The following is a 21,927-nucleotide window of genomic DNA, read 5'->3' on the forward strand; positions in this document are numbered from 1 at the left end:
TATGACTGCCAATCAATATATAGAGCTTTCTTGTATAGCCAAAATCCCTCTTAAGGATTTAGCAAGAGAGCTATATAGTAGTCCGAATAACAAATATTACATCTTACTCGAACAAAATAGGGAAAGTATTATTAATGATTTTTTTGAAACTTTCTTTTTAAAACTTGATCAGAAAAAATACTCTTTACTTAAGGAACATTTTATATTGTTATTAATTGACCCTTTCACTATAAAGGATGGTCCACGTTTTTTACAGATGCTATATTTTGTAAATAATGAAGCAGACAGCGGAATAACAGATGATTTATTAGACAATTTATGGACAATACTGGATAATGTTTTTCACAACTCGCTGCATGAAGATGTGCAAAACGAATTTGAAACCGAACTCAAAAAATTGAGATTGAAAATTTTAAGGTTACCACATTGCTCACTTGATTCTGTTGCTTTGTTAGAACAAAAAATTGGTCATTTTTTAGGATATGATTAAATCAAAAATCCCCTGCATAATTAAATACGCAGGGGATTACTAAGAATTAAAATATTTTAATGCTGTATCATAGACGGGTCAAGGTTAACCTGTAAGCCCTGTGCTATACCCATACCCAGCGAAATATCTGCCCTAAACCAGTGGCACAGCTGGCGGTTAATTATCTCTTCGCGCTTAGGCCCGGCAATTCCGCTCATGGCGCCTACAATATTGTTTATGGTATTTTGCTTAGCTTCTGCATCCATAAGCCTGAAAAGGTTACCCGGTTGGGTGTAATGGTCATTCTCTCCCTCTGCATTGCGGTCATACCAGTTAGCCGTAAGGCTTTCCAGCTCCCATGCAGGCTCTTTGTAGCTTTCGTCTTCTACAATAGTATCAAAACTGTTAGGATAGTAGTTTGGGTTGCTGCCGCCGTTACCATCTACGCGCATTTGTCCGTCGCGGTGGTAATTATTGGTCATATAAGGGCAACGGTTTACAGGTATCTGCTCAAAGTTGGCACCAAGGCGGTATCGTTGAGCATCAGGATACGAAAGCAACCTTCCCTGTAACATTTTATCGGGAGAAAAACCAATACCGTTTACAATGCGCGATGGCGAAAATGCTGCCTGCTCTACATCCTGAAAATAGTTGTAAGGGTTGCGGTTTAGTTCTATCTGCCCTACATCAATCAACGGATAATCGCCATGCGGCCAAACTTTAGTTAAGTCGAACGGATTAATATGATACGTACTTGATTCAGCTTCAGGCATTACCTGAATTTTAAGGTCCCATTTAGGAAAATTGCCGCTTTCTATGTTTTCAAAAAGGTCGCGTTGTGCAAAATCAAGGTCTTCGCTTTTCTTGGCTGCTGCTTCGCTATCGGTAAAATTCTTAATGCCTTGTGCTGTTATAAAATGAAACTTTACATAAAATCGCTCGTTTGCCGCATTTATAAAACTATACGTGTGGCTGCCAAAACCATGCATGTGGCGGTAACCTACAGGTGTGCCCCTGTCGCTCATTAATATTAGTACCTGGTGCAGGCTTTCCGGGTTTAGCGACCAGAAATCCCACATCATCGTAGGTGATTTTAGGTTAGTTTGCGGGTCGCGTTTTTGGGTGTGTATAAAGTCGCTGAATTTTTTAGGGTCTTTTACAAAAAATACCGGCGTGTTGTTACCTACAAGATCCCAGTTACCATCTTCCGTATAAAATTTCATTGCAAAACCACGTGGGTCGCGCTCTGTATCGGCCGATCCTTTTTCTCCACCTACGGTACTAAATCTAAGTACCATCTCTGTTTGTTTACCTACGGCTGCAAATATTTTCGCTTTGGTATATTTAGAAATGTCATGTGTAACTGTAAACGTTCCAAAAGCCGCCGAACCTTTTGCATGTACTACCCTTTCCGGTATACGTTCACGGTTAAACTGGGCCATTTTTTCGTGAAGTATAACATCTTGTAATAATATAGGGCCACGGGGGCCAACAGTTTGCGAGTTTTCGTGTTCGGCATAAGGGCGGCCGGATGCTGTGGTAAGTTTAGTTTGTGACATGGGTATGTGTGTGTTTTATATTATTTGATTACAAAAATAGGTTTGTGAAGATGTTGTTCCTTCTTAAAACTATTGATTTTGCCTATAGTGCCATTACAACTATGTTACCAAATTTACAAAATATTGATAACCATAATACTACAAAATCGTACTTTAAGATAGATTTACGATATATCGAAAATTTATGTAAGCATAGATGAAATATCAATAAAATGAGGAGTATAAGCAATAAATTGCGGTAAAGCTTACAATGCAGGAATGGTTTTTGTTTTACTTTTGGACAACACATTAACCCTTATCATCTAATGAAAAAAATTGCATTTACATTACTACTGCTTACCGTTATAAGCATCGGAGTTAACGCCCAGCTAAAAAATGTTTTAAGCAAGGCTAAAGAAAAAGTAACAGCCGCTACAACAAAGACCGGAAGCTTTAGCAATGCCGATATAGGCAGCGCACTTAAAGAAGCCCTTAATAAAGGCGTTACAGAGCAGGTTACCAAGCTTACTGCTACCGATGGTTTTTATAAAAATGAAGCTGTAAAAATACTCCTGCCTGCAGAATTACAAAAGGTAGATACAAAGCTACGCCAGATAGGCTTGGGCAGTATGGCCGATGAAGGTATTAAAGTACTTAACCGCGCTGCCGAAGATGCCGTTAAAGAGGCTACCCCTATTTTTGTAAATGCTATTACCAGCATGACTATTACAGATGCTAAAGGTATACTTATGGGCGCAGACAATTCGGCTACTGCATATTTAGAAAAAACTACTACAACGCCTTTATATGGCAAATTTAGCCCAGTGGTTAAAACATCTCTTAGCAACGTAGGTGCCGACGCCGTTTGGGAAAAGATCATTAAAAAGTATAATGGCCTGCCGCTGGTTACAAAAGTAAACCCCGACCTTACAGACTATGTTACTGATAAAGCACTGGAAGGTGTTTTTAAAATGATAACTGTAGAGGAGAAAAAAATAAGGACCGACCTGTCGTCACGAACTTCTGATTTGCTGAAAAAGGTATTTGCATTACAGGATTAAGATATTCATTTATTTTCAAAAAAACTTTTAGCACAAATTTATCAGTACAGGCCTTTATACTTTCTTTAAAAAGTGGTTGCTTTACAGCATTAACCGGTAAAACTATACTAAATGAAAAAACTTATCATTCCCATACTTGCCATAAGCTTTATGCTATCGGGCTGTGCAGAGCTGCAACAAGTCGCCTCGCAATTACCACAGGGTGTTGGCACTCTCTCTAATGCAGATATTGCTGCCGGGCTCAGGGAAGCGTTAGATAAAGGTATAGACACCCAGGTTACCAAGCTTACCGCCACAGATGGTTTTTACAAAAACAACCTTGTTAAGATATTATTGCCCGCCGAATTGAAAAAGGTTGACAAAACCCTGCGCGACATTGGCCTCTCCAGTCTTGCCGATGAGGGTCTTAAAATGATGAACCGCGCTGCCGAGGAAGCTGTAAAAGAATCGACACCAATTTTTGTAACTGCTGTTAAGAACATAACCTTTACAGATGCGAAAAATATTCTTTTGGGGAACGATGAAGCAGCTACTTCTTTTTTAAAAACTAATACCAACACACAGTTGTATGCTAAATTTAATCCGGCAATAAAATCGTCTTTTAGTAAAGTTGGGGCAGATAAAGTGTGGGCAAACATTATTACCACTTACAATAAAGTGCCCCTTGTTACTAAGGTAAACCCAGACTTAACAGATTATGTTACCACACAAGCCTTAAACGGAGTGTATAAAATGATAGCCGTAGAAGAAAAAGATATCCGTACAAACCTCAATGCACGTACATCTGCCCTGCTAAAAAAGGTATTCGCTTTACAGGACAGCAAATAGGTTAATTTTTTAATATACAGACACATACATATAACATATCCTTAACATTTGTATTAATTATAAATGTGTAATTTGCATTATATAAATGGTTTTCTCACATTTGGTTAGGGTTAGTTAGAAAAAATGCCGGTGATACACTCACCGGCATTTTTATTTTGCATGCCATTCAACATGTACTGCAATCGTCAAAAATTAATTACCCTTTATTTTTTGCACGCCTATTTATGTATTTTTGCAGCTACTATATTTAGCTATGTTCAACTCCCTTTACAAAAAAACAGATAATGCGCCATTAGTGGTTTTCAGGATATTGCTTGGGCTGCTCATGATATACCATTGCATAAGCCATATTTTTGATGGTACTGTCTACAGCCTGTATGTAAAGCCTAAAGTAACATTCTCATTTATAGGCATGGAGTGGTTACAGCCGCTTCCAGGTAATGGCATGTACATTTATTTTTGGGCAATGGCTGTATTTGCTATCTGTATAACAGTTGGATTTTGGTACAGGTTTAGCACCGCGTTTTTTACTATACTCTGGGCAGGGACCTACTTTATGCAAAAAACGGTATACAACAACCACCATTACCTTATATTATTGCTGCTTATAATTATGCTAATGTTTCCTGCAAATGCTTACGCCTCTGTAGATAGTAAACTTTATCCTAAAATAAAACAGCGCAGTATGCCTGTATGGTATATCTGGATATTTATACTGCAAATTGCCATAGTATACTTTTTTGCATCTGTAGCAAAATTTTATCCCGACTGGCTAAATGGCCGTTTTACCGGGTTTATTACACGAAAAATAAATAACCCATACATTACATGGCTTACTTTTAACCATCAGTTTCATTTGTTTATAGCATACGGAGGCATATTGTTCGATCTCTTAATTGTGCCTTTACTCCTTTATAAAAAAACCCGCAATGTTGCTGCAATACTTTCTGTGGGCTTTCATCTTTTTAACTGGGCAATGCTTAACATAGGTATCTTCCCTTTTCTCTCTATGAGTTACCTCGCATTTTTTTATCCTCCGGAAACGATTCGCGCTTTATTACTACGAAAAAAACCACCTCTAACCCAGGATGAACTTAATGGTATAGATTTGAGCAGCAAAAATCTTCTGCGCTATTTTTTTATACCCTATTTTATAATACAGCTTGCTTTACCAATACGCCATCATTTTATTAAGGGCGATGTATTATGGACAGAAGAAGGCCACCGCCTTAGCTGGCGCATGATGCTTAAAAACAAAAAGGGCACTGCCGTTTTTGCAGTTGAAGATAAAACTACCAATGATTCTTTTGTGTACGACCTTACTAAAATTTTAACCAGGCTGCAAATTAAAAACCTTGCGAACAAGCCCGATATGATATGGCAAACAGCACAAATTATTAAAAATGAATATGCTAAAAAAGGGCACAATGTGGCAGTATATGTTACTGCAAAAGTGTCTGTAAACAAACGTACCTCGCGATTGCTCATAGATCCTAAAGTTGATTTGGCACATACCCGATGGAACTATTTTGCACATAACGAGTGGATTTTACTTTACTACGAACTACAGTAGAAATTATGCTATAAATATTTTAAAATAAAGGTATTAAACCATTTTTAAATGCCATTACTTTTATAATTTTGTAAAAAACAAATGAAAGTGAAAAAGTCGGTCGTAGTGCTGTGCCTGATGATAAATGTTGTGGGGTTTTGCCAGGAATGGCATACAGACTTTGATGTGGCTAAACGTAAAGCGGCTGCATCTAACAAAAATATTGTGCTTTTATTTTCGGGGTCAGACTGGTGCATGCCATGTATTGAACTGGAAAAAAAAGTATGGGAAACTCCTGAATTTAAGGCAGAAGCAAAAGACAAATGGGTACTGCTACTTGCTGATTTCCCACAAAAGAAAGGCGACCCTGAGCCTGTAAACATTAACGACCCAAAAATTATCCTTGCCGAAAAATTTAACCGCGACGGCTTCTTTCCCTTCTTTGTAGTGTTAGATAAAAACGGAAGGTTATTAGGCAAGCGTGGTTATGAAGGTTTAGACACCGCACAGGAATACATCGCCCTTTTTGATAAGCTGTCGCGATAATAGTAATATCCAAAAAAAAACTCCCAGAGGGAGTTTTAAGAGAATGTATGTAGAGTGGAATTATATTATATTGTAATACTGCCTTCTACCCCACCATCATCGCCAGTTTTACCGGTAATAGCACTAACAGCAATTTTTAAAAAGCTAACCATTTTACCATCTGTGGTATCCCAATAATAAGCTTCTGACGGAGATACTTTAATTACGGTAACGTCCGGGTCTTCTTTGCCTTCTTCAAACCAGGCTTTTGCAACGGGCGACCAAACATCTTCTATATGTGCTTTGTCTTTATAAATGACCGCCGTACCAAAAACCGACAGAAAATGTGAGTCCGAATTTTTGGCGAAAATAAGCTGTACATCATCATCGTGCTTAATCTCGAAATTTTTGTTGCTTGCAGCAGAGCTAATGAACCAAAGGTTACCCTCTTCGTCTATATCCTGCAGGCTCATTGGCCTTGTAGGTATTGGCCTTACAGAAAGCTCTGTGCAAAACATGCACACCCTTATATCTTTTGCCAGCTCTTTTATTTTAGCAATGGCTTCTTCGCTGTATAAATCTTTATAATTTCCCATGGTAAATTGTTTTACGTTGTTGTTTGTATTTTTTTGGTCTTAATTAAACGTCAGATCGTTCAGAAACCCAGTTTACAGCCTTGGCATATTCGGTTTTAGGATAGCCCCTGAATTCGCCCGGCATAAGTTTACTAAAAACTTCAGTAAATTTTATAACTGCTTCAGAATCGGATATTATAGCCGCACGATTCCATTTGGTAATATTGCTAATACCAAGCAGGGCATCCTGTAGCCAGGCGCCAAGTGTAAAATCTTTAGGAGAGTTGTCAAGAAAAAGCAGGTAATTAAGCTTGCCTGTTTTTTCTACCAGTTGTGCTACCTCTTCTTTAACAAGTTCAAAATCTTCTTTGGTAACTTCGCCATCGGCACGAAAGCCTACCATATTATCAGGAACATCAGGAATTTGTACTATCATGATATTGAGTTTTAAAATTAGTTTTACTCAAAAGTAGCCAACACAATTTTAAACAACTGTTATAGTCCTGATAATAAATACCAAACGAAATGATAAACTTTTAAAGATTATATTTTTAAAGTTGTTTTACCATAAGGTAATCTTCCATAAGGTAACCATTGCCAATATCTACATCATCTTCGCCTTTATTTTCAAAACCTGCCTTTAAATAAAAATGAACGGCAGGATTATATCGGTTTACATTAAGCAGGAGTTTATCATTAATGTTTTTTCGGGCAGCATTTTCTACAACTGTTACCAGTGCCTTACCCACTCCTTTGCCATGTGCCTGTGGCAACACATACAGCTTGTGTAATTTTGTAGTTTCGCTTTGGTAATTAACCTCATAAGATGCAAAACCTAAATATTCTGTACCTTCTACTGCCAGTAAAAACTGATGCCCTTTAACAGATACCTGCTCTGTAAAAGCTTCTTCACTATAAAATAACTTCAGCATATAATCCATCTGTTCCTGTGTAAGGATAGTTTTATAGGTAGCATCCCACACCGGGATAGCAATATTATATATAGTTTTATAATCTGTAAGCGAAGCTTTTATAATTTCCATGGTTATATTTTTTACTTGAAAGCCCAGTTATTAAAAGGGTTTTTAATAATGTAAAGGTATAAAATAATTATTGGCACAGTAATTGGATATTGTTAAACATCAACAACGAAAAACAATTATAAGGGCACCAAACTTTACTTTAATCATGAAAACTAAATTAATAAATACAGTCTTATTTTCCTTACTCATTGCAGGGGAAATTTTTGCCCAGGACGTAACTACCGTAAGGGCTAACAGCAGCGACATAAGCGATAACCTGGATCTTCAGGCAGTTGCCTCCATATTTGGAGACTCTCAGGATCTTGAAGATTTTGAGCACAGGCTTAACGACCCGGATGCGCAAATATCTAACCTGGATCTTAACAACGACAACAGGGTAGATTACCTTAGAGTTATTGAAGTTACAGAAAAAAATACACACGTAATCATTTTGCAAAGTGTACTTGCAGTAGATACTTACCAGGATGTAGCGACTATAGAGGTAGAACGCGACAGAAACAATAATGTAACCGTGCAAGTAGTGGGAGACAGCTATATATATGGCAATAACTATATTTATGAGCCTGTTTATGTAACACAACCCGCTATGTTTAACGTGTTTTGGGTAAGCAGCTACCGCCCTTATTATTCACCGTGGTATTATGGCTACTACCCTACTTACTACAGCTATTGGGCTCCTTACACACCATACCGCTACAGGTACCATGTACACAACCATATAAATTATAATAATAGTTATCACTACGTTAATACAGGAAGAAGCACCCGTGCGCAGAACCTGTATGCCACCCGCAGTGCTAATGCCTATGCAAGGCAGCACCCTAACCAGTCTTTTACAAGCAGAAATGCAAATGTAACCAACAGGCACCAACTGGAGCAGACAAGGAGTACTACTGCGGGAACAAGAGGCACTACACGTGGTGTTAATGCTAACGGAACCGGACGCACATCTGTAAGAAATACGGCAAACAGCGATACCAGTATCAGGAATAACGGCAGCGTAAGAAGCAGCAATAGCTTAACTCCTGCAAATGGAACCCGCAATACAGTGAGGAGTACTAATCAGCCTGCACGATTTTCAGGCAGCGAATCTGCCACAGTAAGGACACCCGCAAATAACAATAATGGTTCAACGAGATTTCAGGGTAACGCGCCTCAACAGGTAAGAAGTTCAAATACAGTAACTCCGGAAAGGGCTAATAATACAGTTAGAAACACTCCTGCGCAGCAATACAATGCACCATCAAGAGTAAATAATACACAAACTCCTGTAAGAAGCATGCCTGCTCAAAGTGCACCGGCTGTAAGGAGTATGCCGGCTGCTGCACCATCAAGATCTATACAGGCTCCTGCACAGCAACAGCAAAGACAGGCTGTGCCTGCAGCAACAAGCGGCGGCAGAAGAGGTTAAAAAACTATATATTTGAGTTAGTCAGTTAAATATATAAAACCGGATTGTTTAGGCAATCCGGTTTTTTTTATACTATACGTTTACTGTTTATAGCAAGCACCCATTCTGTACGGTTACAAACGGTGCATACGCCAGTAGTAGGATCCAGTTTTTGGGTATTGGCACAAAACGTACACGCATAAATCCCTGATTTTTGTATTATAGTGCTTTTAAGGTTAAAAAGCTGCGGACGAATGGGTAAGCCATATTTTACATCTTCATCTTTATAAAAGTAAAGGCTTATGGCACCATTTGTTTCCATATAGGCATTACGCACCTGCCCTAAATGCTCTATAGAACGCAACCGCATCTCGGCAAAAAACTCATCCTGGGCAAGATCTTCACGTTCAAACGTTTGTATCGAAAACTGGCCATCTTCTATAATACACTCCACTTTACCCTCTATAAAATTTTCAAATCTTTTGCTTTTTCCTAATAGCCAGGTTACGCCACGATACATCATAATAATTACAAGAAATACCGCTATGGCGGGTACAAGGCCCACATCTTCATAAAACATAGGATCGCCGGCAGCAGAGCCTAATGATATTACAATAACCACCTCAAAAACAGAAAGTTGTTTCACTCCCCGTTTACCAGTAAAGCGTAAAGTTACAAGTACTACGAGAAACATTATTACAGTTCTAAAAACTACTTCAAACAAAAATTGTATGGGTAGGTCGTTAAACAGCAGGCGGTTCCATTCAAAAATCTCTTTCATGATTTATATAAGAATTATCGTTATAAAATTAGAATATTTTTATTGCTGTTAAAGTCCTCGTTAACAAACATTAGCACAACTTTAATAGAGCATTACAAATTGACCTCGCCCTGATGGAGTAATTTTATAAAAACCAATTTTATATAATCTAAAATTTAAAATCATGAGCAAAAGGATAGCCATACTGGCCACCAACGGATTTGAAGAAAGCGAATTAAAATCGCCAAAAGAATTTTTAGAAGCACAGGGCTGGACTGCCGAGATTGTTAGCCCGGAAGCCGGAACTATTAAATCGTGGGCAGAGACCGACTGGGGCCCGGAATATAAAGTAGACAAGGTACTTGGCGAAGTATCGTCATCTCAGTACCATGCACTTGTATTGCCCGGTGGTGTTATAAACCCAGACAAACTTAGGACTAACGAAGAAGCAATAAAATTTGTAAAGTCATTTTTTGACGAAAAGAAACCGGTAGGCGCAATTTGCCACGGTCCGCAAACACTAATTAATGCCGATGTTATAGATGGCAGGGAGCTAACCTCTTATCCATCAATTAAACAGGATTTGATTAATGCAGGCGCATTGTGGAGTGACAAAGAAGTGGTTGTAGATAATGGTTTTGTTACCAGCCGTACCCCTGCCGATTTGCCTGCTTTTAATAAAAAGCTGGTGGAAGAAATTAAAGAGGGTAAACATGAGCTGCAACACAGCTAATAAACAAAGTTAATATTAATTTAGCAGGGAAGCTTTTATGCCATTGGTATAAAAGCTTTCTTTTTATATTTACATAAAATAAATACATAATGAAAAAACTTATTGCACTTACACTAATTTTTATGGCTACACAATTACAGGCGCAGCTTAAACCTGTTGCATATACAGAGGGTGGACAAAAACTTAACGGCTTTGCAGCAACACCTGCAAAGGCTTTAAAAAACAAACCGGGAATACTTATACTACCCGCCTGGATGGGGATTAATACACATAGTAAAGAAGTGGCAACAGAGCTTTCTAAACTGGGCTACCATGCTTTTGTAGCTGATATTTATGGCGAAGGCAAGTATCCTAAAAGCACCCAGGAAGCAGGACAGCAGGCAGGTTACTATAAAGGCAATCCTGAAGCGTATCAAAAACGAATATCAGCAGCACTGGAAGCTTTAATAAAAAGTGGTGCCGATGCTAATAATATTGTGGTTATAGGATACTGTTTTGGCGGTACAGGGGCTCTTGAGGCTGCCCGTGCAGGCCTTAACGTAAAAGGTGTGGTTAGTTTTCATGGTGGTTTAGGCAAAGATGCATCGAGGGCTAATGGTGCTGTAAAACCTAAAGTGCTGGTACTTCATGGTGCTGATGACCCTCATGTTCCACAAAAAGAAATTGATGGCTTTATTACCGAGATGAAAGATGCTAAAGCCGATTGGCAACTTGTATATCTTTCTAACGCTGTACATGCATTTACAGAAAAAGAAGCCGGTAACGATAACAGTAAAGGTGCTGCCTATAATGAAAAGGCCGACAAACGCTCATGGGCTTATTTCATGGATTTTTTAAATGAAATTTTTGCTGCTAAGTAATTTTAAACTATCATGTAACAATAAAATACAAAAAGCCAAACTAACGTTTGGCTTTTTGTATTGATATTATTTCTATTTTTATGGCTAATAACTTCATCATCTATGATAAAAAGATCCATAATATCAATGTCAGCACTTGCTTTACTGATTGCATGCGGGGCGGGTAAAAACTCAAAAAAAGATTATGCTAAGGCAGATGTTGCCAAGTACATGAATACCATTACAGAAGCCGACCTCAAAAAGCACCTTACCATTGTAGCATCTGACGAGATGGAAGGCCGTAATACAGGCTCTGAAGGACAAAAAAAGGCAGGTAAGTATCTTATAAGCCAATACGAATCCGAAGGAATATCTTTTCCTAAAGGAGCTACCGATTTTTACCAGAAGGTACCATCGGCTTTTATGGCGCGTAACTTTAGCCCTAAGCTTCCAGATTCTGAAAACATCTGGGCGTACATTGAAGGATCTGAAAAACCAAACGAAGTATTGGTAATATCTGCGCATTATGACCACGTGGGCATGAAAAATGGCGAAGTGTACAACGGTGCCGATGATGACGGATCTGGTACTGTGGCACTGCTGGAAATTGCCCAGGCTTTTATGCAGGCAAAAAAAGATGGCTACGGGCCTAAACGTTCTGTGCTATTTCTGCACGTTACCGGCGAAGAGCATGGTTTGCATGGCTCGAGGTATTATTCGGAAAATCCGCTTTTCCCGATAGACAGTACTATTGCCGACCTTAATATTGATATGATAGGCCGCCGTGATGATGCTCATAAAGCCGATGGCAACTATGTATATGTTATAGGTTCTGACAGGTTAAGCACAGATTTGCATAACATAAACGAAGAGGCTAATAAAAAGTATACACACCTGGCTCTTGATTATACATTTAACGACAGGAACGACCCTAACCAGTTTTACTTTAGGAGCGACCATTACAATTTTGCTAAAAAGGGTATTCCTATTATTTTTTACTTTAACGGTGTACATGATGATTATCACAAGGCTACAGATGAAGTAAGTAAAATAGAGTTTAATTTACTTACTAAACGTGCACAGCTTGCCTTTGTTACCGCCTGGGAACTTGCCAACCGCGATAACCGCCCGGTAGTAGATAAAGACGGTAAATAAATTTTTAAATATACTAATAACATAAGGCTTGCAGCAAATGCAGGCCTTACTGTTAATAACCATTATTTATAATGCACGAAAAATTAATTAATCATATTAATACTTTACTAACTGCAGATGCCGGCCTTGCAACTGCTGCCCCTGATTATTTTAAAGAAATAAAACTTAAAAAAAAGGAAGTACTATTACAGGAAGGGCAAACATGCAATTATAATTATTTTGTGGTTAAGGGGTGTTTAAGGTTATATTACATTAATAATAAGGGTGTAGAGCATACCACCCAATTTGCCTTAGAAAACTGGTGGCTGTCAGATTATATAGCTTTTCAAACAGGGCAGCCGGCAAGTTTTTACATTCAGGCTGTAGAAAATTCAGAAATCCTGGCAATAGACCATAAATCGTTAGAAAAACTTTATAAATTATTTCCATGTGTAGAAAGTTATTTCAGGGTAATATACCAAAAGGCTTATGCGGCCTCCCAGCTTAAGGCAAAATATTTTAACGACTATTCTAAAGAAGAACTTTACAATCATTTTAGCAAAGCCTACCCCATGTTTATTAACAGGCTGCCACAATATTTAATTGCTTCTTTTTTAGGTTTTACTCCGGAATATCTTAGCGAAATAAGAAAGCGCAGCGTTTCTTAAACCAGTTTAAGTTTTCATGATAGCTGCCTGTTTTAACTTTGCTATAAATAATTAAAACACTATTTATCATGCAAACAAGAGTAAACATTCAGGCAACAGAACCGGCAGCATTTAAAGCAATGTTTGGGCTGGAAGGTTATTTACACACTACAAAATTATCTGCAATACAATTGCACCTTATAAAAATAAGGGCATCACAAATTAATGGCTGTGCCTATTGTATAGACATGCATACTAAAGAAGCATTGAAAGATGGCGAAACACAACAACGCATTTTTCTGCTTAATGCATGGAACGAAACTACGTTATTTACCCACGAAGAAAAAGTACTGCTTGCCGTTACCGAAGAGATAACCCTTATACATAAAGATGGCTTAACCGATGCTACTTACGCTGAAGCCAAAGCCCTGTTTGACGAAAACTTTATTGCTCAGCTTATCATGGCTATTGTAGCAATAAACGGCTGGAACCGCATTGCAAAAAGCACCCAATTACAAGTACAATAATTAAGTCAACCCAATTATTATGAATATATTACATGTAATTTCGAGCCCAAAACAAAAGGCGTCAACAAGTTTTCAGTTATCAGATGCAATTGTAAAGCAACTGCTTGAAAAACATCCTGATGGTAAAGTTGAAGAACTTATACCCGCCGGCTTCCCACATGCAAGCCAGGAGTTTATTGCCGCATACGACCTGCCTAAACACCAGCAGACAGCCAGGCAAAACGAAGTACTTACACACTCTGACAAGGCTATAGAACAGCTACAACGTGCCGATATTATTGTTATTGGCCTGCCGCTATATAATTTTGGCATCCCATCATCATTAAAGGCGTGGATTGACCAGATAGTAAGGCCGGGAATTGCATTTACCTACTCTGAAGAAGGTATTGTAGGATTAATAAAAAATAAAAAAGCTTATTTAGCACTATCATCCGGCGGGGTATATTCTGACGGCCTTTCTCATTTTAGCGAACATGCCTTAAACCACCTTAAAACCGTTCTTGAATTTATTGGTATTACAGATGTTAGTACGTATCGTGCCGAAGGGCTTGCGTACCCGTCATTAATGGATACAGCACTAACCAAAGCCATAAGTTCGATAGAAATTTAAAGTACATAATATGGAAACCATTATAAAAACCGCTAATACAGATGTGCAAATTGCCCTATGCTGGAAAGCCATGCACCTGCTAAGGCCCATGCTTAAAGAAGAAAACTTTGTAGCTATGGTAAGGCTGCTGCAAAGTGAAGGTTACATTCTTAACTATATAGAAGATAATGGCATGGCGGTGGCAGTGGCGGGATACAGGTTTAGGTACATGCTGCTTTGCGGTAAAATGCTTTATATAGATGACCTGTTTACCCTTGAAGAGAGCCGTGGTAAAGGATATGCCTCCCTCCTGCTGCGACATATAGATGCAGTAGCATTATCTCAAAACTGCAAAACGGTACAATTAGACTCGGGTGCAGAGCGTACTGTGGCGCATAAGTTATATTTTAAGGAAGGCTTTACTATTGGTGCATTTCATTTTGCCAAGCCCGTAAAGCTTTAAAACAAACCCAATCAACATAATTATGGAAAAGACATTAAACACAGCCCAAATTTACTTAAGGCTTGCCTTAGGCATTAGTTTTATATTGCCGGTTTTAGACCGCCTTGGCTTTATAGGCGCTCCGGGTACAGAGGGCATTGCATGGGGCAACTGGGACAACTTTGTAAATTACACTAATAGCCTCACGCCTTATTTAAATAAGCCCCTTGCTAATTTTAGTGGCATTATAGCATCCATATTCGAATTTGTATTTGGCTTAATGCTAATTGCAGGATATAAAACAAGGGTAGCAGCATACGGTAGTTTTGCTCTTTTACTTGTCTTTGCGTTTAGCATGCTATTATTTGCCGGCTACAGGTCACCCTTTAGCTACTCGGTATTTACAGGAAGCGCAGGAGCTCTATTGCTATCTGTACTACCAGATTACAGGTGGAGCATAGATGCCATTAAAAATGACAGAACTTAAGCGTTAATAATTTAGAATGAAAAAAGTCGTGTTTTACAATTAGAAACTTCTCCTTTGTCGAAATGAAAATACCTTGTGTTTCATTTCGACCGTAGCGCAGCGAATTGGAGAAATCTCATAATCATTATAAAAATAAATTGTCATTACTTAATTTGTTGACGTATAAAAAACTCTTTAGAAACCTAAAGAGTTTTAGCGCATTGTAAACTATTGGTTTTAAACCCTGCCTGTTGCATGATGCTTAAACTTTTCGGGCGTAGTGCCATATTTTTGTTTAAACGCCTTAGTAAAAGACTGTACATAAGCATATCCGCAGTATTCAGATATTTCGGTTATATTTATGCTGCTATTATATAGCATTTCTTTAGCCTTTTCCATGCGCAGTTCGTGCAAGTAGCCAAAAACGGTGTTACCAAAAAGTTCTTTAAAACCCTTTTTAAGCTTAAAGTCATTTAGTCCCGTTTTTCTGGCAAGTTCAGTTAACGAGTATGGGGTGGTAATATTTTGTTCTAAAAGCTGCCTGGCATAATGTAGTTTATCTACATCATATTCTTTAACCGTGCCAATACTCTTTTTTACAAAGGTGGCTTCGTATTGTTCAAACTGTAATTGTAGCAATTTAAGTACGTTTGTTTCTATATAAAGCTGTTTTATTATACCTTCTTTTTCGCAATGCACTATATCGTTAAGTACATTAAACATCTCTGTAGTAATAGGTAAATCGGCATCACAAAGTATAGAGAGTTCACCATTATTAACTTTTTCGGTAAACGATTTAAAAAGTGAATGCCCATTAGGCATAAGTCTTTTAAAATAATCCTGGGTAAACTGTATTTGCAGCGATATATTTTCGGCTTCATTAACAGAGGGCTCTATAAAAAATTCTGTATCCGGTATAAAAAAGATGTTGTGGTGGCTTGCTGCTACGGCACTACGCTGATTGCTTTGTGTAAAAAAAATGTCCCTGCTGCCTGCTAAAGAAAAAAACATCTCTACATACGGATCTGTGTTAAGCATTTTTACCGGTAGTGGCCTTTTAAATTTAAGGTTGCTGTAGAGCAGCCTTACACCCCTGAATTTTATTTTTTTAAAAGATGTTTCTCCAAAGTCGTAAGAAAAAGACACTTCTTTTTCAATAACTTCCTGAAGATTTCCAAGGTCTGCGTGAAGGTTCGTTTTACAAATTATTTCATCTAAAATCGTATTAGTTTTCATCGTCTTAAAAAATTATCCGTTTAGCTTAAATAAAAATCCGTCAGGAACACAACAGGTTTTATTTTGTTGCAGAATTTTGCGTAAAAGTAATTATTATTATTTAGACTAATTACTAATAATAGACAAACAAAGGGTTGAAATGATAAAATTAACAAATCGCAGCCCTTTTGTTATTAAACTAAAAAATCGACAAACAAACAAATTTCAACAAAAAACAGCTATGTTAAACTTTTACAAAAACAAGGAAATTACATTCCGTTTTGGCAAAGCCGCCCTGCTTTCGTCTTTCTTATTTTTAAGTACAGCAAACGCCCAGGAGAACTGTACTGTACCACAAAATTTCACAACAGGTAACGGTATTGCCCACACCACACTTGCTTGGGATGTACCTTCTACTCTGCCTGCTTATGGCTACGAATGGGAAGTCAGGCTTACAGGAAGCGAAACGATTATTCAATCGGGATCTGTACAGAATACCTCATTACTGATTCAGAACCTTAGTGCTAATACAGAATACACCTTTACTGTACGTGCACACTGCGCCACCATGGTATATAGCGAGTGGGCAACAGAGATTGTTAACACAAGGGCATTATCTGCTTCATTAACTACACAAATAGGTACAGGTGCCGATGCTAATGCTTTTTTTGGTTCTTCATACGGCCCCATAATGTATGCCAATATTGTACAAAGAAATGGCTCTGTAGCCAACATGCTTTTTACAGAAGCAGAAATGGAAACAGCGGGTATACCACAGGGAGCAGGCATTACAGGCGTAGCCTTTAATAAAATTAACGCTGCCAATAATAATGCAGACACTTATCCTGAAACAAGGGTAAGGGTTTTAGCAGCAAACTCTGAAACTGTTGCCCCGTTAAGTATGCTAACCACGTTAGGTGATATAGAAGATACTCATACAGAACTGATGGATAATGCTGATTACCAGCTTCCGGATACGATAGGATGGATTGATTTTAATTTTGACACGCCGTTTACATACAATGGCCAATCGCTTGAAATTGCAACGGTTATGTATCAAAATGGACAAACAGCACCGTTTAGCACCTGGATTACATGGCAGTATACAGCAGGTTTCAGGGATTATATGATTGGTGCATGGCCTATAAATACTGTACCCCTTGATGAAAATGTTGTATTGAGCCACAATAATGGTGGTGGCCAGTATAAAGACCGCCCTAATATGCAGGTTTATTATACAGTATCTAACGTACCGGTAATAGTTACTGCTACTACAACAGATGGTGCTCCTGCCGAAATTACTGTAAATAATGGTACTTTACAGTTAGCAGCAGCTGTAGCTCCTGCCACTGCAAGCCAAACATTAGTATGGGAAATAAGTGAGGGAACCGAATTTGCCACTATTGACCAGAATGGCCTTATATCCGGCTTTGCTAACGGAGATGTTGTTGCAAGAGCAGTATCTGCCGATGACGGAACAGTTTTTGGCGAAATTACTATTGTTATATCCGGCCAGGCGCCATGTAGTATAAACTTCCCTGATAATGCAGAACCTATATCGTTAGTACAATTTGCAGGTATTAACAATGATTCTGAAACTACAACAGGCGGCATAACACCTGCATACGAAGATTTTAAAACCCTAATTCCTGCTGCAGAGGTTGCTTTAGGCCAGGAGTATACCATAACCGTAAAAGGAAATACCAATGGTCCCTTTACCCATCAGGTTGTAGCCTATATAGACTGGAACAAAAATAATAGTTTTGAAGATGAGGGTGAAGCTTACATCATTGGCGCCCTTGTAAACTCTACAGGTACAGATGATGTAGCCGTTAGTTCAACTATTACTGTGCCAACGGATGCTCCCCTTGGTGTTACCACAATGAGGGTTACCAAAAAATTTAATGTCGCAGCACTTCCATGTAATACACTTGGTTACGGCCAGGCCGAAGATTACAGCTTAAATGTAAACAGGGAAATTGTGGCAGGTGCAGATGGTATTGCTACAACTTTAATTAGCCTGTACCCTAACCCAACTACAGATAATGTACACTTGCAAACAGAACAGGAAATCAAAAGTATAGAGGTATTTAACTCTCTTGGCCAGTCAGTCATTAAAGCTAATGGTAAAGATATAAGCCTTGCCACCCTTAGCAACGGTATATACCTGCTTAAAGCAGATACCGTAAATGGTAAAAACCATACTTTTAGGGTTGTGAAAAAATAGTTTAAAGAAAATATATTTATGCAGGAAGCCACCTCAGTTTGAGGTGGCTTTTTTTATTTTGGGAGTGGAGAGCAAAAGAGGCTGCCTAAAAGCAGCCCCTTAACCCAAATTTAAACTAACCAAATAACAATAACATTCTTAATTAAATACAATATACTTTTTACCAAATTACATATCAGTAATTGGCTCATACTTAGGAACCAATAATTTCATAACACTCCAGGCAATAATATATGCTAATCCGCAAAAGGCAAACATTATTGTGTATCCCGTTTCTATATGCCCTAGGGCTTTATAATGATCAAATAAAGCTCCGCCGGTTTTTGTAATAATAACGCCGCCTATGCCACCGGCCATACCACCAATGCCTATTATACTGCCTATCGCTTTTTTAGGGAACATGTCGCTAACCGTGGTAAAAATATTAGCACTCCACGCCTGGTGTGCACTGGCACCTATACCAATAAGTATAACAGGAATCCAGAAACTAATACTGCCAAAGGGCTGGGCAAGTAAAACAATTAATGGAAACAGAGCAATAGTCAGCATGGCACGCATACGGCCATCGTATGGCGAATAGCCTTTATTGATGTAGTAAATAGGAAACCAGCCACCGCCTATACTGCCAAACATGGTCATTGTATACAATATTGCCAGCGGCAACTGTATTTCTGAAGATTGCATGCCGTACTGTGCATTAAGATATTTTGGTAACCAGAATAAAAAAAACCACCATACCCCATCGGTCATAAATTTGCCAAACACAAACGCCCAGGTTTGCCTGTAGCTTAATAATTTAAGCCATGATATTTTTACTGAAGCCTCTTCATGTTTTGGTTCTGTAACAGGGGCTACATCTTCTTTATCGCTATTAATATATTCCAGTTCTTCGGCCGAAAGCCATTTTTGTTTTTGTGGTCTATCATAAAAAATGAACCAGAAAAACAGCCATATAAAACCTGCTGCACCTACTAATATAAATGCCATACCCCAACCCCATACAGATGCTATTACAGGTACGCTTATTGGTGCAAGTATAGCCCCTACATTTGCCCCCGAATTAAAAATACCGGTGGCAAATGCCCGTTCTTTTTTAGGAAAATACTCTGCGGTAGCTTTAATTGCTGCCGGAAAATTGCCTGCTTCGCCAAAGCCGAGAACTGCACGGCTTATCATAAAACCTATAACAGATGGTACAGCTATAATACCAAAAGCAGATAGTATACCGGAGGCTGCATCGCCCACAGGTACTGCTTCGGCATGCAGTATAGCGCCAAGGCTCCAGATAACTATTGCTATTGCATAGCCCCATTTTGTACCAAGCTTATCGATAATCCTGCCTGCAAAAAGCATTGATAGTGCATAGATAAATTGAAACACCGCTGTTATGTTAGCGTAATCTGTTTCGCTCCACCCAAATCCACCTTCAGCTATTGGTTTTGATAGTTCCGGCGCAAGCAAACTAAGTACCTGCCTGTCGAGATAATTAATTGTAGTAGCAACAAATAAAAGGGCGCAAATAGTCCATCGGTATTTACCCACGGGTTTGGCTATAGTAATGGTTTGGCTCATAATTACGGATATTTTGGCAGTGGGTTATTAACCCCTAACCTGTTTTATAGTCTGCAGCAGTTGCTGGGTATTATCTTTAATAATATCATACTGTTTATTATTCATAAGGTCTTTAGTAACCAGCTTGCTACCCATACCTACAGCGCAAACCCCTGCATTAAACCATGCCGAAATACTTTCTGCAACAGGTTCTACACCGCCTGTAGGCATAAACAATAAATCAGGGAATACATCGCGTATACTGCTCATAAATTCAGTACCAAGAATATTACCCGGGAACAGCTTTATAAATTGCACACCATTATTTTCGGCAGCAATAATATCTGTCGGGGTCATGCATCCCGGCGCATAAAGCATATTATTAGTATTTGCAAAATCTGCAATTTCGGCTACAAACCCCGGACTTATTAAAAAGTCAGCACCGGCCTCAGTATATTTTTCGGCATCGGTTCCAGTTTTTAAAGTACCAATACCTAAAAACAAGTCGGTCATTTCAGTATTTTTTACTTTTACCATAGCCTTAAAGTTGCTATAGGCCTCTTTACCACGGTTAGTATACTCCACAGCTCGTATACCTCCTGCATATAGGGCACGCAGTACTTCAATACTTACAGTTTCATCAGCATTAAAATATAGGGGCAAAACGCCTTGTTGTTTTATGCTATTTATTATAGATTCTTTATTCATTTTTAATTTATTATTGCGTATCCTTAAAACTATATCGATTGAATTTTTTGAAATGAGTGTACTTTTCCACTCATTATTTAATCAATATAATATTATCGTTTAAGGCGTCCGCTATGGTTACCATTTGCCACTTCGGCAATTTCCTGTACCGTTGCAAGATTTACATCTCCTGCAATAGTATGTTTTAAAGCGCAGGCAGCATTTGCAAAAGCAATTGCTTCAGGATCATTCATACCTGATATAAGTCCATAAATAAGTCCGGCAGCATAAGCATCGCCGGTACCTATACGGTCTACCACCTGCGTAATTTCTATCTCTTCGGTTTTACTATAGGTATTCTCCGTCCATGACTGCGCAAATATTTTTTGGTGCGTTGCACTTAGTCCTGTACGTACTTTGTCATATACTTTAATAATAGCAGGATAGGTCTCCTGCAATCTTTTTGCCGCAGTGATAAAACCATCTTTATCATGAGTAAAGGCAGTACCCAATATTTCGTTTACTTCATTGACCCCACCTATAAAAACAGTACTTAGCCCAATTAACTCTGCAAGAACCTCATGCCCACTACGTCCATATTGCCACAAGTTACTGCGGTAAGCAGGATCGGCAGTTATGGTAATTCCTTTCTTTAAAGCCAGGGTTAGTCCCTGTTTTAAAGTTTGATATGCTCCTTCGCTAATGGCAGGAGAAATCCCCGTCCAATGCAATAGTGAGCAACCATCGAGAACCTTTTCCCAGTCTACAAGATCCGGACTTATGTTTGCAAAAGATCCATGAAGGCGGTTATATGTTATCTGGCTTGCCCTTAAACCGGAGCCGGCCTCCATAAAATATAACCCTAATGGGTGGTTAACTTTATTAATGTGTGTAACATCGATACCATAGCCCTGCATACAGCTAATAGCAGCATCGCCCACAAAATCGTTGCTTACATTACTTACATGCTGTACCTGTAAACCAAATTGTGCCAAAGAGCCCGCCACATTCATCTCTGTCCCTCCAAAAAAGAACTCCATGCTCCGGCTTTGTTTCATTTTATCGAAACCCGGTGGCGAGAGCCTCATTATTACTTCGCCAAAGGTTACCACTTTTTGTTGTGTCATTT

24 protein-coding genes are annotated in these 21,927 nt (G+C 38.6%); 15 read left to right on the forward strand and 9 right to left on the reverse strand.

Annotated elements, in window-relative coordinates; genetic code table 11:
• Nucleotide 1: 1 nt before the first annotated feature.
• On the forward strand, nucleotides 2–490 hold the full coding sequence (locus F565_RS0100600) for a hypothetical protein (protein ID WP_020211242.1): 489 nt from the start codon (nucleotides 2–4) through the stop codon (nucleotides 488–490).
• A 56-nt stretch (nucleotides 491–546) separates the two neighbouring features.
• On the opposite strand, the gene F565_RS0100605 is transcribed toward F565_RS0100600, so the two are convergent.
• Complete coding sequence (locus tag F565_RS0100605; protein WP_020211243.1) at nucleotides 547–2,028, reverse strand: catalase; 1,482 nt, start codon at nucleotides 2,026–2,028, stop codon at nucleotides 547–549.
• Nucleotides 2,029–2,333: 305 nt separating this feature from the next.
• Between F565_RS0100605 and F565_RS0100610 the strand changes: the two genes are divergently transcribed.
• The 4 genes from F565_RS0100610 to F565_RS0100625 all read left to right on the forward strand — a co-directional run bounded on the left by F565_RS0100610 (nucleotide 2,334) and on the right by F565_RS0100625 (nucleotide 5,994).
• Entirely contained in the window at nucleotides 2,334–3,068 is a 735-nt protein-coding gene (locus tag F565_RS0100610; RefSeq protein WP_020211244.1) for a DUF4197 domain-containing protein, read from the forward strand.
• Between the two features lie 111 nt (nucleotides 3,069–3,179).
• The gene (locus F565_RS0100615; RefSeq protein WP_020211245.1) at nucleotides 3,180–3,896 is read left to right on the forward strand and encodes a DUF4197 domain-containing protein; all 717 of its coding nucleotides are present in this window, start codon (nucleotides 3,180–3,182) and stop codon (nucleotides 3,894–3,896) included.
• 253 nt (nucleotides 3,897–4,149) lie between these two features.
• On the forward strand, nucleotides 4,150–5,469 hold the full coding sequence (locus tag F565_RS0100620; RefSeq protein WP_020211246.1) for an HTTM domain-containing protein: 1,320 nt from the start codon (nucleotides 4,150–4,152) through the stop codon (nucleotides 5,467–5,469).
• A gap of 81 nt (nucleotides 5,470–5,550) precedes the next feature.
• Nucleotides 5,551–5,994: a thioredoxin family protein gene (locus F565_RS0100625; RefSeq protein ID WP_020211247.1), complete on the forward strand. Its 444-nt coding sequence runs from the start codon at nucleotides 5,551–5,553 to the stop codon at nucleotides 5,992–5,994.
• Between the two features lie 65 nt (nucleotides 5,995–6,059).
• Here the strand turns inward: F565_RS0100625 and F565_RS0100630 are convergent, their stop codons facing one another.
• The 3 genes from F565_RS0100630 to F565_RS0100640 all read right to left on the reverse strand — a co-directional run bounded on the left by F565_RS0100630 (nucleotide 6,060) and on the right by F565_RS0100640 (nucleotide 7,591).
• Nucleotides 6,060–6,569: a pyridoxamine 5'-phosphate oxidase family protein gene (locus F565_RS0100630; RefSeq protein WP_020211248.1), complete on the reverse strand. Its 510-nt coding sequence runs from the start codon at nucleotides 6,567–6,569 to the stop codon at nucleotides 6,060–6,062.
• 43 nt (nucleotides 6,570–6,612) lie between these two features.
• Complete coding sequence (locus F565_RS0100635) at nucleotides 6,613–6,984, reverse strand: SpoIIAA family protein (RefSeq protein ID WP_020211249.1); 372 nt, start codon at nucleotides 6,982–6,984, stop codon at nucleotides 6,613–6,615.
• 115 nt (nucleotides 6,985–7,099) lie between these two features.
• Nucleotides 7,100–7,591, reverse strand: a complete 492-nt coding sequence (locus tag F565_RS0100640; RefSeq protein ID WP_020211250.1) for a GNAT family N-acetyltransferase — start codon at nucleotides 7,589–7,591, stop codon at nucleotides 7,100–7,102.
• Between the two features lie 145 nt (nucleotides 7,592–7,736).
• Between F565_RS0100640 and F565_RS20955 the strand changes: the two genes are divergently transcribed.
• The gene (locus F565_RS20955) at nucleotides 7,737–9,002 is read left to right on the forward strand and encodes a hypothetical protein (protein WP_020211251.1); all 1,266 of its coding nucleotides are present in this window, start codon (nucleotides 7,737–7,739) and stop codon (nucleotides 9,000–9,002) included.
• Nucleotides 9,003–9,069: 67 nt separating this feature from the next.
• Here F565_RS20955 and F565_RS0100650 read toward each other — a convergent pair whose 3' ends face one another.
• Nucleotides 9,070–9,762 (reverse strand): DUF421 domain-containing protein, encoded by a 693-nt coding sequence (locus F565_RS0100650; RefSeq protein WP_020211252.1) that lies wholly within the window; start codon nucleotides 9,760–9,762, stop codon nucleotides 9,070–9,072.
• 163 nt (nucleotides 9,763–9,925) lie between these two features.
• Between F565_RS0100650 and F565_RS0100655 the strand changes: the two genes are divergently transcribed.
• The 8 genes from F565_RS0100655 to F565_RS0100690 all read left to right on the forward strand — a co-directional run bounded on the left by F565_RS0100655 (nucleotide 9,926) and on the right by F565_RS0100690 (nucleotide 15,139).
• Entirely contained in the window at nucleotides 9,926–10,474 is a 549-nt protein-coding gene (locus F565_RS0100655) for a type 1 glutamine amidotransferase domain-containing protein (protein WP_020211253.1), read from the forward strand.
• 89 nt (nucleotides 10,475–10,563) lie between these two features.
• Nucleotides 10,564–11,334 (forward strand): dienelactone hydrolase family protein, encoded by a 771-nt coding sequence (locus F565_RS0100660; RefSeq protein WP_020211254.1) that lies wholly within the window; start codon nucleotides 10,564–10,566, stop codon nucleotides 11,332–11,334.
• A 102-nt stretch (nucleotides 11,335–11,436) separates the two neighbouring features.
• Complete coding sequence (locus F565_RS0100665) at nucleotides 11,437–12,468, forward strand: M28 family metallopeptidase (RefSeq protein ID WP_020211255.1); 1,032 nt, start codon at nucleotides 11,437–11,439, stop codon at nucleotides 12,466–12,468.
• Nucleotides 12,469–12,539: 71 nt separating this feature from the next.
• Complete coding sequence (locus F565_RS0100670; RefSeq protein ID WP_020211256.1) at nucleotides 12,540–13,115, forward strand: Crp/Fnr family transcriptional regulator; 576 nt, start codon at nucleotides 12,540–12,542, stop codon at nucleotides 13,113–13,115.
• 68 nt (nucleotides 13,116–13,183) lie between these two features.
• Nucleotides 13,184–13,621 carry a carboxymuconolactone decarboxylase family protein gene (locus tag F565_RS0100675; RefSeq protein ID WP_020211257.1) on the forward strand — a complete coding sequence of 146 codons (438 nt, stop codon included), beginning with the start codon at nucleotides 13,184–13,186 and terminating at the stop codon, nucleotides 13,619–13,621.
• A gap of 19 nt (nucleotides 13,622–13,640) precedes the next feature.
• Entirely contained in the window at nucleotides 13,641–14,231 is a 591-nt protein-coding gene (locus F565_RS0100680) for an FMN-dependent NADH-azoreductase (RefSeq protein ID WP_020211258.1), read from the forward strand.
• Nucleotides 14,232–14,241: 10 nt separating this feature from the next.
• Complete coding sequence (locus tag F565_RS0100685; RefSeq protein WP_020211259.1) at nucleotides 14,242–14,673, forward strand: GNAT family N-acetyltransferase; 432 nt, start codon at nucleotides 14,242–14,244, stop codon at nucleotides 14,671–14,673.
• 22 nt (nucleotides 14,674–14,695) lie between these two features.
• Nucleotides 14,696–15,139 (forward strand): DoxX family protein, encoded by a 444-nt coding sequence (locus F565_RS0100690; RefSeq protein WP_020211260.1) that lies wholly within the window; start codon nucleotides 14,696–14,698, stop codon nucleotides 15,137–15,139.
• Nucleotides 15,140–15,355: 216 nt separating this feature from the next.
• On the opposite strand, the gene F565_RS22195 is transcribed toward F565_RS0100690, so the two are convergent.
• Nucleotides 15,356–16,354: a helix-turn-helix domain-containing protein gene (locus tag F565_RS22195; RefSeq protein ID WP_020211261.1), complete on the reverse strand. Its 999-nt coding sequence runs from the start codon at nucleotides 16,352–16,354 to the stop codon at nucleotides 15,356–15,358.
• A gap of 220 nt (nucleotides 16,355–16,574) precedes the next feature.
• Between F565_RS22195 and F565_RS0100700 the strand changes: the two genes are divergently transcribed.
• The gene (locus F565_RS0100700; RefSeq protein WP_169336012.1) at nucleotides 16,575–18,560 is read left to right on the forward strand and encodes a GEVED domain-containing protein; all 1,986 of its coding nucleotides are present in this window, start codon (nucleotides 16,575–16,577) and stop codon (nucleotides 18,558–18,560) included.
• A gap of 168 nt (nucleotides 18,561–18,728) precedes the next feature.
• On the opposite strand, the gene F565_RS0100705 is transcribed toward F565_RS0100700, so the two are convergent.
• The 3 genes from F565_RS0100705 to F565_RS0100715 all read right to left on the reverse strand — a co-directional run bounded on the left by F565_RS0100705 (nucleotide 18,729) and on the right by F565_RS0100715 (nucleotide 21,925).
• A complete protein-coding gene (locus tag F565_RS0100705; protein ID WP_020211263.1) occupies nucleotides 18,729–20,132 on the reverse strand; it encodes an MFS transporter in 1,404 nt (467 codons plus the stop codon).
• Nucleotides 20,133–20,159: 27 nt separating this feature from the next.
• Nucleotides 20,160–20,819: a bifunctional 4-hydroxy-2-oxoglutarate aldolase/2-dehydro-3-deoxy-phosphogluconate aldolase gene (locus F565_RS0100710; RefSeq protein WP_020211264.1), complete on the reverse strand. Its 660-nt coding sequence runs from the start codon at nucleotides 20,817–20,819 to the stop codon at nucleotides 20,160–20,162.
• A gap of 92 nt (nucleotides 20,820–20,911) precedes the next feature.
• A complete protein-coding gene (locus tag F565_RS0100715; RefSeq protein WP_020211265.1) occupies nucleotides 20,912–21,925 on the reverse strand; it encodes a sugar kinase in 1,014 nt (337 codons plus the stop codon).
• Nucleotides 21,926–21,927 lie beyond the last annotated feature (2 nt).

It is taken from the genome of Flavobacterium rivuli WB 3.3-2 = DSM 21788 (assembly GCF_000378485.1).
Classification (GTDB): domain Bacteria; phylum Bacteroidota; class Bacteroidia; order Flavobacteriales; family Flavobacteriaceae; genus Flavobacterium; species Flavobacterium rivuli.